General features: G+C 41.0%; 15 protein-coding genes. 2 read left to right on the forward strand and 13 right to left on the reverse strand.

Features of this window, described 5'->3' with window-relative positions; all coding sequences use genetic code 11:
• Positions 1-14: 14 nt before the first annotated feature.
• Together I588_RS02730 and arcA are read right to left on the reverse strand one after the other, a co-directional pair.
• Positions 15-545 (reverse strand): GNAT family N-acetyltransferase, encoded by a 531-nt coding sequence (locus tag I588_RS02730; RefSeq protein WP_010757412.1) that lies wholly within the window; start codon positions 543-545, stop codon positions 15-17.
• Between the two features lie 13 nt (positions 546-558).
• Positions 559-1,785 (reverse strand): arginine deiminase, encoded by a 1,227-nt coding sequence (gene arcA, locus I588_RS02735; protein ID WP_010757413.1) that lies wholly within the window; start codon positions 1,783-1,785, stop codon positions 559-561.
• 239 nt (positions 1,786-2,024) lie between these two features.
• On the opposite strand from arcA, the gene proB reads away from it, so the two are divergent.
• A complete protein-coding gene (gene proB / locus I588_RS02740; protein WP_010757414.1) occupies positions 2,025-2,831 on the forward strand; it encodes a glutamate 5-kinase in 807 nt (268 codons plus the stop codon).
• Positions 2,831-4,078 (forward strand): glutamate-5-semialdehyde dehydrogenase, encoded by a 1,248-nt coding sequence (locus I588_RS02745; RefSeq protein ID WP_010757415.1) that lies wholly within the window; start codon positions 2,831-2,833, stop codon positions 4,076-4,078. The genes proB and I588_RS02745 overlap by 1 nt, the downstream gene beginning before the upstream one ends.
• A 55-nt stretch (positions 4,079-4,133) precedes the next feature.
• Here the strand turns inward: I588_RS02745 and I588_RS02750 are convergent, their stop codons facing one another.
• The 11 genes from I588_RS02750 to I588_RS02805 form a co-directional block, all read right to left on the reverse strand.
• The gene (locus tag I588_RS02750) at positions 4,134-4,508 is read right to left on the reverse strand and encodes a hypothetical protein (RefSeq protein WP_010757416.1); all 375 of its coding nucleotides are present in this window, start codon (positions 4,506-4,508) and stop codon (positions 4,134-4,136) included.
• 71 nt (positions 4,509-4,579) lie between these two features.
• Positions 4,580-4,957 carry a hypothetical protein gene (locus I588_RS02755; protein WP_010757417.1) on the reverse strand — a complete coding sequence of 126 codons (378 nt, stop codon included), beginning with the start codon at positions 4,955-4,957 and terminating at the stop codon, positions 4,580-4,582.
• The gene (locus I588_RS02760; protein WP_010757418.1) at positions 4,944-5,360 is read right to left on the reverse strand and encodes a hypothetical protein; all 417 of its coding nucleotides are present in this window, start codon (positions 5,358-5,360) and stop codon (positions 4,944-4,946) included. Before I588_RS02760 ends, I588_RS02755 begins: the two co-directional genes overlap by 14 nt.
• A 10-nt stretch (positions 5,361-5,370) precedes the next feature.
• On the reverse strand, positions 5,371-5,559 hold the full coding sequence (locus I588_RS02765) for a YcxB family protein (protein ID WP_010757419.1): 189 nt from the start codon (positions 5,557-5,559) through the stop codon (positions 5,371-5,373).
• A gap of 591 nt (positions 5,560-6,150) precedes the next feature.
• Entirely contained in the window at positions 6,151-6,876 is a 726-nt protein-coding gene (locus I588_RS02775; RefSeq protein ID WP_010757421.1) for a winged helix-turn-helix domain-containing protein, read from the reverse strand.
• Between the two features lie 26 nt (positions 6,877-6,902).
• Positions 6,903-7,136: a hypothetical protein gene (locus tag I588_RS02780; RefSeq protein ID WP_010757422.1), complete on the reverse strand. Its 234-nt coding sequence runs from the start codon at positions 7,134-7,136 to the stop codon at positions 6,903-6,905.
• A gap of 47 nt (positions 7,137-7,183) precedes the next feature.
• Positions 7,184-11,698, reverse strand: a complete 4,515-nt coding sequence (locus tag I588_RS02785; protein ID WP_016250029.1) for a WxL domain-containing protein — start codon at positions 11,696-11,698, stop codon at positions 7,184-7,186.
• Positions 11,685-12,026: an EF2685/EF0750 family sortase-dependent surface protein gene (locus I588_RS02790; protein ID WP_010757424.1), complete on the reverse strand. Its 342-nt coding sequence runs from the start codon at positions 12,024-12,026 to the stop codon at positions 11,685-11,687. The genes I588_RS02785 and I588_RS02790 overlap by 14 nt, the downstream gene beginning before the upstream one ends.
• Positions 12,027-12,116: 90 nt before the next feature.
• The gene (locus I588_RS02795) at positions 12,117-13,238 is read right to left on the reverse strand and encodes a WxLIP family cell surface protein (protein ID WP_010757425.1); all 1,122 of its coding nucleotides are present in this window, start codon (positions 13,236-13,238) and stop codon (positions 12,117-12,119) included.
• Between the two features lie 72 nt (positions 13,239-13,310).
• On the reverse strand, positions 13,311-13,919 hold the full coding sequence (locus tag I588_RS02800) for a WxL domain-containing protein (protein WP_245569596.1): 609 nt from the start codon (positions 13,917-13,919) through the stop codon (positions 13,311-13,313).
• A 285-nt stretch (positions 13,920-14,204) separates the two neighbouring features.
• Positions 14,205-15,302 carry a tyrosine-type recombinase/integrase gene (locus I588_RS02805; protein WP_010757427.1) on the reverse strand — a complete coding sequence of 366 codons (1,098 nt, stop codon included), beginning with the start codon at positions 15,300-15,302 and terminating at the stop codon, positions 14,205-14,207.
• Positions 15,303-15,645: the final 343 nt, after the last annotated feature.

The following is a 15,645-nucleotide window of genomic DNA, read 5'->3' on the forward strand; positions in this document are numbered from 1 at the left end:
CAGACATTCTATACTTACCTATTCACTAAATTTAGTTCAAAGAATACACAGGTATCCGTACCCTTGCCATCCCATGAAGGCAGCTCACCAGTGCCACAATTACGAAAGCCCAGCTTTTCGTACAGCTGTCGCGCCGGCTGATTCGCCGCGAAGGTGTCTAAACGAATTGCCTGACACTTTTGTTCCTTAGCAAAATCAATCGCAAAGTTTAAGAGCTGAACCGCAATCCCCTGCTTTCGATGAGAGGGACTAGTCATCAACGTATGAATAATCAACACTTCATCAGCCGATAGCTGCGGATTATGCCACGAAAGCGCCTTATACTCTTCATCTGCCTCGTGATTCAAAATTACTGAACCCACTACTTTGTCCTCTATCAAAGCCACAAACATTGTCTGCATCTCAATCGCCTTTTCAGCCGTCTCTGCTGATGGGTAGACCCCAGGCACCCAACTGGTAACTGCTAATTCAATCGTCGGAACCACCTCAGCGTAAAAAGCTTGAATGGCTGGCAGATCCTCTGCCTTCCCTCTGCGAATGATCATCTATTCTTCTCCTTTAATACAAGTTTTCCCGAACAAAAGGCATGCTCATACAGCGAGGACCGCCTCGCCCTCGAACCAGCTCGCTGCCTGGGATGCGATGCAGTTTGACGCCAGCTGCCTCCAGTTTTTGATTAGTAATCGGATTGCGATCATAAACAATTACTTCTCCTGGGGCAATGGCTAAGGTGTTTGATCCATCATTCCACTGCTCTCTGGCAGCAGCGGTTAAATCCCCGCCCCCGCAGCGAATGAACGCTACAGCCGGCAGATCCAAATAACGGCATAGGATTTTTTCCAATGAATCAATTTCTTCAACAATCTTAGGCTCTCCATGCTTTTTAGCAATGGAATAGACCACCAGATGCTCTTCAATCTCAGGGTGAATCGTGAATTTATCGTAATCCACCATCGTAAATACTGTGTCCAGGTGCATAAATTTTCGTTCTTCCCCAATATTGAACGCCAAAATATGCTCAAAGCTGTCTTCACTGGCAAAAATGTTGCGGGCCAATTTTTCAATTGAGCTAACGTCCGTCCGTTGAGAAATTCCAATTGCCAAAACCTGCGGCGACAGGACTAAAATATCGCCGCCTTCAATGCGCGTATCCATATCACGGTTGTAAAGCAAATTCACTGCTTCCGACTTAAACATGGGGTGATGCCGGAAAATATATTTCCCGTACAAGGTTTCTCGTCGCCGGGTTTTGGCATACATCTTATTTAGCGACACACTTTTGCCAACGATCGCAAATGAATCTCGGGTAAAATAAAGATTTGGCATTGGCTCAATATAAAAAGGATAATTGTCCGCCACCAGATCTGAAAGGTTTGAATTTTTACTAATAGACAGCTGACTCTTACGTAACCCCGCCATGGTCTGATCAATAAATTCGCGGTTATCCTTAATCGCTAAAAAATACGCCTCGATCTCTTTACGCGTTTTTCTGCCGGTAACGTAGGCTTCATCCAGATACTCTGCTAAAAATTGCTGCTTCAATTCATCTGTATGCAGTGCTTCCGCAGCCAAATCTTCTAAATATAAAACGTCAATTCCCTGTTTACGTAAGGTAGCCGCAAAGAAATCATGCTCTTTTCTGGCCTGTTCTAAAAAAGGAATATCATCAAACAGCAGCTGCTCCAAATAATCCGGCATCAAATTTTCCAGCTCTTGGCCGGGACGATGAAGCATTACTTGCTTTAATGGCCCAATCTCAGAAAAAACATTTAATGCATTTGCCATATTCATGACCTCCTTATAATTATGCTACCAAACCCTTTGCCCTTTCACAATGCATAACGCTTTTGTTTAATTCGACAGTCTTATTTTTCTTGGTAAAGAAGGTCCTTTTAAGACAATTATTGCGATTTATTTGAATTTTTTCCAGTTTAAGATGAAAAAAAGATGAAATTACAGTGAGAATCTGGTACAATTCCACAAATAGCTTTATTTGAGTTTGCGGCAAAACTCGAGGTGAAGATATGAGAAAGTTTTTAAGTGACGTAAACAGAATTGTGATCAAAATCGGGACCAGCTCCTTGATCCATCCAAGTGGAAAGGTTAATTTTTCAGGCATTGATCAACTAGCCTTTGTACTGACCGACCTAAACAACCAGGGAAAGGAAATTATTTTGGTTTCCTCTGGAGCAATCGGTGTAGGGATGGACAAATTACGCATGACCGAACGGCCAACCACGATTCCTGAGCAGCAAGCAGTTGCTGCAGTGGGGCAATCAGAGTTAATGCATTTTTACAATCAGCGCTTCTTGGCTTACAATCAACAAACGGCTCAGGTATTGATGACGCGGGACATCGTCGATTATCCAGAAAGTCGTAAGAATGCCATTAATACGCTGGAGCAATTATTAAGTATGAATATTATTCCCATCATCAACGAAAACGATGCGGTCGCCGTTGATGAGCTGGATCATTTAACAAAATTTGGCGACAACGATGAGCTTTCAGCCATTGTCAGTCAAATGTTAGATGCAGATTTATTGATTATGCTTTCGGATATTGACGGATTTTATTCCGACAATCCCAACAAAAACAAGGAAGCGATCCTCTACTCTACTATTTCTGCCATTACGAAGGAAACGATGGCTCAAGCTGGCGAATCTGCTGGAAGTAAGTTCGGCACTGGCGGAATGATCAGCAAGCTAAAAGCAGCCAAACGAATTTTAGATGCGCAAAGTGCCATGGTTCTGGCAAATGGCAAGCCACCAAGAATTATTTTTGATATTTTAGATGGTAAAGAAGTCGGCACCTTATTTAAGGGGGAAGAGTGATGAGTATGATGGAAGAATTAGGAAAAAATGCAAAGCAAGCCGCTGCTGTTTTAAGTGGTTTAGATACAAAAACGAAAAATGACTGTTTGCAGGTAATGGCTGACAAGCTGAGAAAGCATGCCAATCGTGTTTTAACAGCCAATCGTCAAGACCTGGAACGCGCAGCCGAAAATGGTACCCGTGAGGTTATGCTGGATCGTCTACGCCTGACCCATGCCCGAATTGAAGACATGGCCAAAGGAATTGAAGCGGTCATTGATCTGCCTGATCCAATCGGTGAAGTCAGTAAAATGTGGCGCAATGAAGCCGGTCTACTGATTGGTCAGCAACGAGTACCCTTAGGCGTAATCGGGATTATTTTTGAATCTCGCCCAAATGTTACTACAGATGCAGCTTCTCTTTGCTTCAAAACCGGCAACGCCGTGATTTTGCGCGGGGGAAAAGACGCCTTCCAATCTAACGAAGTGCTGGTAACTATTTTACAAGGAGCCTTGGCAGCCTGCGATTTACCTCGCAACTGTATTCAGTTTGTTAACGACACCTCTTATGATGTGGCGAATCAAATGATGACGGCCAATCAATACTTAGACGTACTGATCCCTCGTGGCGGTGCTTCCCTAATCAAACGTATTACGGAAAACGCAACGGTTCCGGTGATTGAAACAGGCACCGGGAATAACCATGTTTATGTGGATCAAGCGGCCCAGTTGGATATGGCCGCAGATATTATTTTGAACGCTAAAGTTCAACGACCCTCTGTCTGCAACTCCATCGAAACTATTTTAGTTCACGAAGCAGTCGCAGAAGAATTTTTACCCCAAATTGAACAGGTAATGCTGGCAAATCAGGTCGAGCTGCGAGGTTGTCCAAAATCACTGAACTATTTACAAACAGCCCATCCAGCTCAAGAAGAAGACTGGGAAACTGAGTATTTAGATTTGACCTTAGCTGTTAAAGTGGTTGCTTCCGTTGATGAAGCGATTCAGCATATTAACAAGTACAACTCCGGTCACTCAGAGGCCATCGTCACTGACAGCTACACCGCCGGACAACGTTTCTTAAAAGAAGTCGATGCTGCTGCCGTTTACATCAATGCTTCAACCCGCTTCACAGACGGCTTCATGTATGGCTTCGGTGCAGAGATCGGCATTTCAACCCAAAAATTACACGCCCGTGGACCAATGGGCTTGCCTGAATTAACCTCCACCAAGTATATTATTTACGGTGATGGACAGATTCGGGAATAGTAAAACAAGGCAGTTCAGAGCTCGGGAGGCTCTGGGCTGCCTTGTTTCTTCTATATTAAGCAATCAATTTTTGCCACAATACTCGCAGCAAATGATAAAGATACACTACACCCTTTACAGAAAAACTCACAAATAGGAGCGGCTTGATACATACTACAAACAAAATAGTAGCCAGAACCTGAAACCACTTCGCTTTTCTTTTAATGAAGTAGCTAAGCCAATAAAGTGCAGAAATAGCAGAAGCCAAGCAATAGCCGCCACTTGCCCCGGTACTAATCGTATTACTCAGACCACGAAGCAATGATACTTCGGCTTCGGTTCCTCTTAAGAAAAAGAATCCCGGGATTGCTAACAGAGAAATAAGTGCATAGCCCATCAAAAATGCTGCTGAAAGTACAATTACATAGCTTTTTCGCTCAACATTTGTCATACGAACTCCTTTACATTCTTTTCGTACCAAGAAAAACCTTCTCATCGCTCTGCCATTTTTTCACTGGATAACTACTTCTCAATAATCTGACGCCTGCGTAATACGTGAAGCAAGTTAACAATATACATTGGAAGGTTAAGAACAAACCCCACAATAGCAATCACTTGAACTGTAATCATAAACAGAACGATCATAACCACCTTGAAGCGTGTCGACTTTTTCTGTGTATAATGAGAAAACAATAAAATCCCTGATAGCAACGAACTGATTAAATAGCCGCCCACTATTCCGATCCCCATTAGCATCAAGCTCCTTTGCAGAAAAGTCCATTGCTCAATAAGATCAGGATTAAAAAAAATAAATAAACCTAATATTCCATATAGTACAAATCCGGTAAGAAAAGCTGTCGAACTATAAATTACATACTTCTTCCGTTCAATATAAGTCATTGTATTCTCTCCCTCGTTTAGTTGTTTGCCAAAATTTCATCAGATTGTATTGAAAAACCACATAGGTCCAATACCAGCTGCCCCAAAAATAAATTATGACAGAAGCTGCTGGTCTCACGAAAAACAGGATAAGTATAAGCAGCTGAAACCAGAGCGGCTTGCCCTTCATGAAATAGTAGTAGCAGAGAATGCCCGATACAACCAGCACACCAAGATAGCCGCCCAACACGCCTTCCCTGATTGGACCAAAGAGGGATTCAAACAATGAAAGATTCGACACCACCCGATGATTGCGTTCAAATGCCATACGTGTGGACGTTACAATACACAATCGAATAAACCCGCCTACAAAGAAAGCCATCGAGGTCCAAAATAAATAGCTTTTGCGCTCTTTTTCTGTCATGCTTACTCCTTTATAATTGGACAATAGCTCCTTTAAAGCAACGGGCCAGCTGTTCTTCAAGCAGCTGCAGACGCCTTTCCGTAAGCGAGCCTTTTGAGATCACAATCCGTTGTCCATCACGTGCGAAGAAGACAATCACTTCCTCGGTTTTAAAAACCTCCGTAATAAACTCCCAGTTCAAGCGGATATCCATCCCCACCGAATAGCTCCAAATTGCCTCATCAGTAAAACAAATATGACTTTCGGAAAGCTCGTTTTTTACCAAAAGATTGTGTAGATTTTTTTCTTAAACTATCAGGAAGCTGATAACTAAAAGACTTGAACAGTTCAAATAAAAAAAGAAGCAAGAGTAAGCCTGTAAACATGATTCGATCAAACAAAAGCTCGAAAGTAATCATTCGTCTCAGCCTGATGGGAAAAACAAACGACCGTAATACATCGATCAGATATCCTTCAATGCGGCTGAACAACACAATCCCAGAAATGACGCTCACTAGTAAACAAATGGTGATCAGCACTAAGGTAGTTTTACTCCTCTTTTTTTCAAGATATTTACTATATAGTAACTGGAATCTAACCCATTCTTCCTTGGTCACCTTATTTGACAGTTCAACCATCTAATTACCCCTTCAACTGTTCGCGTTTTCATTTTATTACTAACAAGATAGACTATTTTTAACAATTTAACAATCCTATCTGATGGATAGGCAGTCAACTTCCCAATTTTTTCAGACATTCTAAGCTAAAGAAAAAACTGCCAGTGAATGACTGACAGATCCTTTTGAATGGCTTATGCTTTTAAAACGTGCGGTTCTTTCCACTGGTCATTATCCCCCAGAATTTCCTGAACGGCTTCTTCTGCCTGCGGGTTAATCTGATAACCTCTACCCCAGTATGTAAGTACCAGCTTATGCTCCAAACCAGCTTCTTCAAATTTTGTTTGAATCTTTTTAATCAGTGCAGACAGCTGCGACATGCTGGAATTAGTGGGCTGATTGTCCCAGATTTTTTCACAGATTATGTTTCGTTCCACACAGCTTCCGGCATTTTCCAATAAAATCTTCATCAGCTTCTTCTCATTCTTGGCTAAATGGACATTCACATAGGAGCGCTTGGTTACAAGATTAAAAACCGTTTTGGTATCTCTTACCCAGCTTTTTTGCTGCTTGGCATATTTCTCCCGCAGTTCCTCCAAGGATGCATCAATTGACAGATAGCTCTTAATCCCAAGTTTCGCAAACTCTGAAGACTGTTCCTTTGAAGGTAATGTCTCAACCTTGCGCAGTACTTCGATGGGTTGTTCCTTTGACTCCACCTGATCAATAATCAGCTGAGCATCTTCATTAGATAGAGTTTCACTTAAAATAATCGAATCAAAAAATTCAACCAATAATCGCAGCTGTGCATGACAGGTTTCGATTCCCGTGCAAAACACTTCATGCCCTAAATGCTGCAGGCGCTGCTGCAGCTGCTGTTCGACTAAAATATTTCTGGTTATAATCATAATGTTGCACATTGTATCACCTCTCCTACCCTCATCAATTATAAAATGGTATCCAGTAAACGAATCTGTTCCTGAATATCAAAATACAAATAAATTGCTAACACGATACAGATAGCTGCAATCATTAACAGCGATGCGTTCAGCAAATAATTTACTTTCGGTTTCTTTAAAGCTTTGATCCTTTCCATGTCTCCAAATAGGAAAACAAAGAAGCCGATTAATGCAATTGCTCCAATTACAGCTAAAAAAATCATCCAGCTATAGCGTTCCATGTGGTTTCCTCCTAATACTTACGCGGCAGTTTCCTGCCGCATAAGAGTTATAGTGTGTCATCAAGTGTCCAAGTGATTTTGCCTTCGTAAGTTTTTCCTTTCATTCCCTGATTACCCGGAATAAATAGACTCACAGAGCTTAATGGGATCTTATTTTTAAATCGACTCTGTCCATAAGAAATATCAGTTGTTTTAAACAGTTCCACACTAGTCGAACCATCTGCCATCAACGTAATCGGACCTGTCGTATTTAAACCAGATGCAAACTTTGTCGAATCGGCTGATGTCCAAGTAGTTCCTCCATCTGTAGATCTCTCAAGTTGATTGTTCATAGTAATACTACTTCCAACTAACTTAAGGTGTGTCTCTCCTTCAACTTTTAATTCGCTCAACTTCGCAGATAGTGACCAGTTACTATTGATATTGATATTTTCAAAATCAACAGCCGTTTCATTTCCAGAAGTGTCCTCTAATGGATGCGTGCTATTGCTTGAAGAAAATCCAACCGTGCCAAAATTAAAATCAGCAGCGCTCTCGTTGATGTACAGACCATCAGGGCGACTCAAAGTTTCAAAACGATATGAAGTAGATTTCGCCGATTCTCCACCATCATTTACAACCGAATACTTCACAAAATATACTGTGTTTTCTTGTAATCCTTCTAAACGGAATGTAGTCAGCTTATTCAGTGTATCGATATTGTTATCGGCGACTAATCTAGGTCCCAATGAACTAGTTGTTATTTCATCGAAACTATTATCATCTGTGCTAAGATAAACTTTTACTTTAGTTGGATGGGCTGGAACATAGGCCGGATTGCTATCTGCCGCTTTATATCCAGCCGTGAAGGTTGCTACCGCACCATTAATTGATGTTGGTGTTTCTTGCATAGGTTCTGAAAGAGCCATAACTCTATTCTTAGTATAGAAGAAAGTGTCAATTCCATCTTTTCCTCCCCAAGGAGAATGTCGATATTCTTCAATAGAATCTTTAATAGATACTTTTCCCTTGTACTGTGTACCTGGCTCTAAATTTCCAATGGTGACACTTCCATAAAATTGAGGATTCCAACTATTTCCTTGATTCTGCATATGCATTAGATTTGTCACTTTATTTTCCAATATGCCTCCATTATTAGGAGTGACGGTTACTATTCCACCACCATTAAACTGTGTAATATCTCCAAAATACTGTTGGCCTTCCATGTCAATACTTGTATCAGTAGCGGTATCTTGCTTAAACTTAGGTGCATTTAATGTTAATTTTAACCCAGGTGTTCTAATATATTTTCCTTTTGTTGGATAACCTGACCACTTACCACTTTGATTCCTTACTTGGCAACGAATCCAATAGTCTTGTTTTATGGCTAGTTTTGAGACCTTAAAGGTGACTGTTTTATTTATGGTATCAACTACTGGTGGTTCTAGATGAGATATTCTTCCCTCAGGAGTTCCATCAGTAATACGATTAAATCCAGTTTCATCACCTGTTTTACTAATCTCTACTTGAACATTCTTCCAAGAATTATTTGCAGAATCCCACGTATAATCCTCTGGGTGAGCACCCTTGCTTCCATCAGCGGCCCCGTACCTAGCTGTTAAGGTCACAGTTGCTTCATTTCCAAGTTCAGGAGGATCACCTAAAGTGAATAGGTGTGGAGTTTCAACTGTATTAGCAGTCTGAAATTCCTCACTCAACGAAGAAGCTTTAGTGTTTCCGTCATAATCTGTTAAGGTTACATTTCCCCTGTATCGAGTACCTGGCTGCAAATTGTCTGCAACTCTACCAAAGTAAGTGCCATTATAAATAGTTTGATGATTTAGCGTATACTCTATTGGAGTCAATCCATCTGTAACCGTAAGAATTCCTTGATTGGGAGTAGTAGTGATATCACCAGTGTAATCACCATCTTCAAAAGTAATACTGTGCGAAGTGATAGTATCTGTATCAAAGGTTGGGGGTGGTATATTCAAAGGTATACATTTCGTTGTGAAACCCCTTCCCTCTGTAGGATATTGAGACCACACATTGCTTTGGTTTTTAACACGACACCTCACCCAATAGGTTCGCCTATTTGTCAAACCAACAATTGTAAAAGATACTTTGGGGGTAGTCTGATCGACTGTGGGAGTACCAGATATTCTTCCTTCCGCTGTACTTGAAGTGAGCTTATAAAACCCTGTGGTAGGTCCCGTCTTACTTATCTCTACTTCTACATCATCCCAAGTTTGTCTAGGATGTGAACCGTTAACTCCCGGAGTAGCACCATACCTTACACTGATGGAAGCCGTGGCATCATTCTGTTGATTTGGTGTCCCTAATGCTGTTACCGGATCAGGCATTTCAATTGTATTGGCGGTCTGAAATTCCTCACTTACTCCTGTAGTTTTTGGATTACCATAATAGTCATATAAAGTTACTTCTCCCCTATAACGAGTACCTGGTAGAAGATCACCTGCAGTTATGCCATAATAGTTCCCTCCTGTGCCATACCCATGATTTATAGGGTAGGTTTTCGGACTGGGCCCACCCTTAATTGTCAAGAGTCCTTGACTAGGTGCCTGCCTAATATCTCCAGTGTAAGTTCCATTATTCATGGTTATACTGTTATGTGTAGGATTCTTAAATGTAGGCGTAGCGACTCCTAAATTTACAGCTTTTGTCGTAAATTCCCTTCCATTTGTAGGATATTGAGACCACACATTGCTTTGGTTTTTAACACGACACCTCACCCAATAGGTCCGCCTATTTGTCAAACCAGCAATTGTAAAAGATACTTTGGGGGTAGTCTGATCGACTGTGGGAGTACCAGATATTCTTCCTTCCGCTGTACTTGAAGTGAGCTTATAAAACCCTGTGGTAGGTCCCGTCTTACTTATCTCTACTTCTACATCATCCCAAGTTTGTCTAGGATGTGAACCGTTAACTCCCGGAGTAGCACCATACCTTACACTGATGGAAGCCGTGGCATCATTCTGTTGATTTGGTGTCCCTAATGCTGTTACCGAATCAGGCATTTCAATTGTATTGGCGGTCTGAAATTCCTCACTTACTCCTGTAGTTTTTGGATTACCATAATAGTCATATAAAGTTACTTCTCCCCTATAACGAGTACCTGGTAGAAGATCACCTGCAGTTATGCCATAATAGTTCCCTCCTGTGCCATACCCATGATTTATAGGGTAGGTTTTCGGACTGGGCCCACCCTTAATTGTCAAGAGTCCTTGACTAGGTGCCTGCCTAATATCTCCAGTGTAAGTTCCATTATTCATGGTTATACTGTTATGTGTAGGATTCTTAAATGTAGGTATATTGACTCCCAAAGATTCTGGTATTCCCGTATGAAATTCAAACCTTGCAACAGGATCTCCTGCACCATGAACTGGCGGTTGGACTCTAGCTGCTCTCCATTCCGCAGGGATAGCGGGATTATTACTATCAAAATACCATCTTTTAAAAACCCATGCATAATAATGTGTATTAGGAGTCAATCCCGTCATATTCCCACTATTCCCACCACCTGCACTTTGAACCTTGGTACCATCAGATGTAACTGTAATAGAGGCAGCCTTTCCATCTGACCAGAATCGGTCATAAACAGCCCCGTCTATCCAGGTTTTTCCTGCAACAGGTGGGGATAGAAGGCTAATAACATCTTCGAGATAATTTTGATTGGTGTTCCAAACAACAATCCATTGTTCATTACTAGCATAATCAGCATAGTTAAATGAAAAAGATAATTTGGCAGTCTTTTTCTGTACAGCGATTTTTACAAAATCTCCGTTGAGAATATTCTTATATTCACTATCTTCTCCAGGCGTTAGCGCAAGCGTTCCAATTCCATTAAAAGGTTGTATACCTAATTGATTACTTGCTTGATTTCCATAGAGTTTGGGCAGTGTTGCCTTCACCTCATTCTCATCATTTTTCTCTTCAACCTCACCCACCACAAACATCCCTTTATGATGGTTTACTCGCACCAAGTGATCTTCTTGGTATTCCTGAATGTCATATTCAGCAATCAAACGATAGTTCCCAGCTTTTACTTCATCTAAGCTTTTCGAAAAATCAAATGCATATTTTTCTGCTTGGATAGCTAATGAATTACCTTCGATTTCGAACGGATAAATGTCTTCCCAAGAATCATTCGATTCACTGTATTGCAAAACGAGTTTGGTTAAATGAGTTTCTGTACGATGATTTTCTTGCTGCTCAATTCCGGCAAGAATTTCTCCTTCAAACGTTACTTCATTTGTTAGATTTTTCTCAGTTAAATGAACTGCGGGTTGAGCAGAAGATTCCTGATACTCAGCGCTTAATTCATTTTCGCCATAATTAGATTCAACATCAACGTATTCTGGCTCTGTTACCTGATCTTCCCTAGCAGGAATTTCTTCGGGAACCACCTCAGGAGATTCTACATTACTTGTATCTGCCGTTGAACTTTCCACCATTGAAGAATCCACTGTCGTAGCTACTGCCAAAAGTGGAGAGACGCCGTGCAGAAGGATAATGCTGGTCATGAGCACCACTGATATTCTTCTTTTATTAAACAGTTTCACGTTGACGTCCCTCCTTTGATTTCCCTAAAATCATACATAGAACAAACACAAACAATGATAAGTAGCCCAGTAAGGTTAAACTACGGTTGCATTGATCACCAGTGGTTGGCAATCGTTTTCCTGTGTCTGCTAGCGTACCTGTATATCCACTTGTATTAGCTAATGGTGTTCGGATTAATGAGACACCATCATCTGGTGGTGTTAGTGGAGCAGTGGTTGGCTCGCTAAAGGTAATCGAGACTTGGGTTACTGCTTCTGCATTTGCTTTTATCATTGAAACATTTAGTGACAGTATAACTGCCAATAAAAAGAGCACTTTTTTACGCATAAGTCACCTTGCATGTTAGATTTGACACCCTATCAATGTATTTATTTCTCGCCATTCATTTATTTAGTGGTGTCAACTGTGCTTCCTTTCTCACTCCTCCTTTGTCCATTTTTTGCGACGGACATAGAGGCTGCCAATATTGGCGAGTGTTGTGGTACCTATAAGTAGAACCACAATCGGTACCCAACTTGGATACGTAATGGTGTAGGTCGCTTCTTCATTAATCTTCTTCGCTTCCTTCTCACCAATCGTAAATTCTTCTTCCCACGACCAAGTATTTTCACCTGAATCAGCTTTGATGGACAAAACATACGTACCAGCTTCAATGGGATCAAGTCCCCAGTTAGTCGCGAAGTCAAATTGAGAGTTTGGAGCCATACGCATATCATTAGTTGTTCGTTTTCTCAGGACTTCTTTGTCACCTTTTTTACGCAGTTTTGTTTCAACCGTTAAGCTGTCTAAAATTTTTGGTTCAGGATTTTGCAGGCGAGCTTGAATCACCCGCTTGCCTTGGTGAACCGTGGGCTTGACTTGTAGTAAGTTAAGGGAGCTGCCGTCTGAATAGTCTACTTCTTCCTCTTCGGTAATCACTAAGCCTAAACGATACCCATAATTTGAACTCAAACCTTTTTGTTGTTCCTCTGTATCTTCTGCATTCATGACAACAATAGCAGCAACCTTCACACCATCAAAGCTTTCCTTTGGTGGCTTAACAGTGATGATTATCTCTTTTTCTTCCTTGTTCTTTACAGAAACAGTTTCTTCTGACACAGAAGTGATCTCTTCCATTGAATTCTTTAATGATTCATCTCGTTGATATTCTGCTCCATCGTAATCGATCTCGCCATTTTGATTCGTGAAGGCGTCTCTTATTTTGATAGTAACTTTTCGTTCTTCTTCACTCGTGCTTTTGATCTTTAAGGTTAACTGCTGCTCTTGACCTGGTAGCACTTTTACGAAGAAAAAACCTTTTGATTCATCAACTTGCGTATCTGTCTTCACTGCTTCGACCGTGAATCCTACTTCCATTCCTTTGTTTTGCTCATTTGAAGGCTCAGGAACTTGTTTTTTACCAATCTGAGGTTCCTGACTGGTTTCTGATTCATCTCCGTGGACCATCTCAGCAGAAAATAGCATCGAAAGAATAAGCGAAAGAAGTAAACAATTTATAATGAAAAGATTTTTGACATTGCGTTTGCTTAATCGATTCATAACTAGGCTCCTTAACTAAATCAAGAGAAGAGAATGAATCCCCTTCTCTTGATTGCAATCATGTTTAAATTTTTAAATAGTGTCACTTAATTCCCAAGTGATTTTACCTGCAAAAGTTTGTCCACCATGAGAATTTGAAGATGTCATGTTTAATCTTACTGTGTCAATTGGAATCGCATACCCCTGATTAACAGTATTTGTTGAAGTAGCGATCGTTTGAGAACCACCACCTAATGGTAATGTTGCACTTGCAGATTGTGTAACACCAGTACTCACACTACCTAAAGAAGCTGGATCTGCTGGCGTACCAATATTCACATCATAATCCAACACATTGCTAGTAGAAGTAAGAGTTATATTACCACTTGAAATTGTTTGTGAAGTTGTTGTACTTTGTAAAACAGACGCCGATGCGACTAATTTCCAATCTCCACCTGATGCACGATCATCATCTACCGCAACGTAATCTGCTCCATTAGTAGTACCGTTATAAAACACTGGTGTACCGGGTGCACTTAAATTATTATTGCCGAAATCAATACCCGCTGGAACATACGCCAAAGCCAAGTTACCTGGATCTTCTCCGCCACCAGTATAAGGATTAAAACGTACTTGAACATCCGATTGAGCATTCACAGCCGCAAACCCCTGCACACTACCTAACGCAATCCCTCCTAACATTGACACGCTGGCTAGACCAACTAAAACCTTTCCTTTTAAATCCTTCATTGTTCTTTCTCCCCTTTTTCTTTCTATATTCTAAAACAGAAGAAGTTCTTCTGGCTTAGCAAAATTATCCTAATCTGTTATAATTAATGACAGGTACCCTTTAATGAATAGATAAAAGGGCACCTCAAATTTCCCGTTATTAACTAGAACAGGAAGACTAAACAACCATTGATTTATCAATAGGATTATCGATAATTGACGGCTTTTTGACGGCGAAGAAGATTTTTTCAGGTGTAACTAGACACCGATCTCAAGCTGTTGAATGGCCTTTCTTTTTTCACTTAGAAAAGAATTGGTGTAAATATCTAAGGTCAGCTTTACCGAGCTGTGCCCCATTAATGCACTCATAGTGGTGATGTTGACACCTGCCTCCATACAGCGGGTTGCAAAGGTATGGCGCAGCGCGTGAAAGGGCAAATCTTGGACATTACTTTGTTTTTTTATTTGCTCAAAACGGTAGCGAATGGTTCGTTGATCCAGTGGTTGTCCTTCTTTTCCCTCAAAGATGAACGTGCTCTGACTTTCTTGCTTTAATTCCTTAAGTAGCGTAGTCAGTCTCTTGGTCATTGGAATGATCCGTTGGCTGGCCTCAGTTTTGGGTGAATCAATTCTTAGCTCGGTTTTGTCTCCGATCTTGACACGTTGAGAGGTTTGTTGAACGGTAATCGCGGCATTTCGCCAGTCGATATTTCGCCATTGCAGACCGAGAATTTCACCAATACGCATGCCTGTATCTAAGGCTAAAAGAATCGGCAGGTTCTTTTGATTGGTACATTGCTCTTCGATCCGCCGTTGATCGTCTCGGGAAAAGGCTTGGACTTCGCTCTTAGTCTGTCGAGGCAGCAGTGTGTGCTGCGTTGGATCTTTGTGTAGATGTCCTTGTGCTACTGCATCCTTCATAGCTTGTCTGAAAACGCGAAAGACCGTGTGAATAGAATTGATCTTCAAACGATTCTGCAATGAATCCAGCCATTGTTGAACGGCTGCTTCTGAAAGCTCCGAAAGCTTCATCTCTGAAAAGAAAGGAAATGCATGGTTTTGCAGTTTGCTTTCGTAACTTTGATAGGTGGCAGGCTTCAATTGCTCCTGCTTTTTTTCCAACCAAGTAAGCAGCCACATATTCACTGGCTGGACTGAGTTGTGATGTTTGCCAAAGGTTGAATAGAACTCGCGGTGAGCCATTTTGCGTTCAAACAATAGGCGCTTGGCTTCTTTGAACTTACGGTGGTAGACATATCCATAGACAATTTTCCCATTGGCTCTACGGTCACGGATGTATCTTCCCTCCCAGCGGCCATCCTGTCGTTTGTATAAATTGTCTCCTGTTCTTGCCATGATAAATCCTTCCTTTCTGACGGCGAAATTGACGGTTGCATTTTCCTGTTAGGAAAGCATTAATAGTGGAATGATTTCATCAGATAAACTAACTTCCAATGGTTAAAAACCATGTTTTTAACTACATTTATCTCAATTCAATCGCTATAAATCCATTTTATTTAATTTTTTTCGAAATAATCATTGATTTATCCTTCCTAAGAAGTTAAAATAATTGTTGAAGTTAACTGATTCACCTCATAACGTGTTTTTAGGCATCACCTCTAGTGTTTATCGTCATATTTGGCGTTTTAATGATCAGAATCTTCCTGTTCTAGTTAATAATAGGAAGCCTTTCATTAAG

Source organism: Enterococcus pallens ATCC BAA-351 (assembly GCF_000407485.1).
GTDB classification, from domain to species: Bacteria; Bacillota; Bacilli; order Lactobacillales; family Enterococcaceae; genus Enterococcus_A; species Enterococcus_A pallens.

Bases quoted from the DNA above. Each gene is read 5' to 3' on its own strand.
- I588_RS02760 (WP_010757418.1), bottom strand. From the start codon at position 5,360: ATGACAGAAAAAGAGCGCAAAAGCTATTTATTTTGGACCTCGATGGCT.
- I588_RS02745 (WP_010757415.1), top strand. From the start codon at position 2,831: ATGAGTATGATGGAAGAATTAGGAAAAAATGCAAAGCAAGCCGCTGCT.
- I588_RS02790 (WP_010757424.1), bottom strand. From the start codon at position 12,026: ATGCGTAAAAAAGTGCTCTTTTTATTGGCAGTTATACTGTCACTAAAT.
- I588_RS02795 (WP_010757425.1), bottom strand. From the start codon at position 13,238: ATGAATCGATTAAGCAAACGCAATGTCAAAAATCTTTTCATTATAAAT.
- I588_RS02805 (WP_010757427.1), bottom strand. From the start codon at position 15,302: ATGGCAAGAACAGGAGACAATTTATACAAACGACAGGATGGCCGCTGG.
- I588_RS02780 (WP_010757422.1), bottom strand. From the start codon at position 7,136: ATGGAACGCTATAGCTGGATGATTTTTTTAGCTGTAATTGGAGCAATT.
- I588_RS02775 (WP_010757421.1), bottom strand. From the start codon at position 6,876: ATGTGCAACATTATGATTATAACCAGAAATATTTTAGTCGAACAGCAG.
- I588_RS02750 (WP_010757416.1), bottom strand. From the start codon at position 4,508: ATGACAAATGTTGAGCGAAAAAGCTATGTAATTGTACTTTCAGCAGCA.
- I588_RS02800 (WP_245569596.1), bottom strand. From the start codon at position 13,919: ATGTTAGGAGGGATTGCGTTAGGTAGTGTGCAGGGGTTTGCGGCTGTG.
- I588_RS02755 (WP_010757417.1), bottom strand. From the start codon at position 4,957: ATGACTTATATTGAACGGAAGAAGTATGTAATTTATAGTTCGACAGCT.
- I588_RS02730 (WP_010757412.1), bottom strand. From the start codon at position 545: ATGATCATTCGCAGAGGGAAGGCAGAGGATCTGCCAGCCATTCAAGCT.
- proB (WP_010757414.1), top strand. From the start codon at position 2,025: ATGAGAAAGTTTTTAAGTGACGTAAACAGAATTGTGATCAAAATCGGG.
- arcA (WP_010757413.1), bottom strand. From the start codon at position 1,785: ATGGCAAATGCATTAAATGTTTTTTCTGAGATTGGGCCATTAAAGCAA.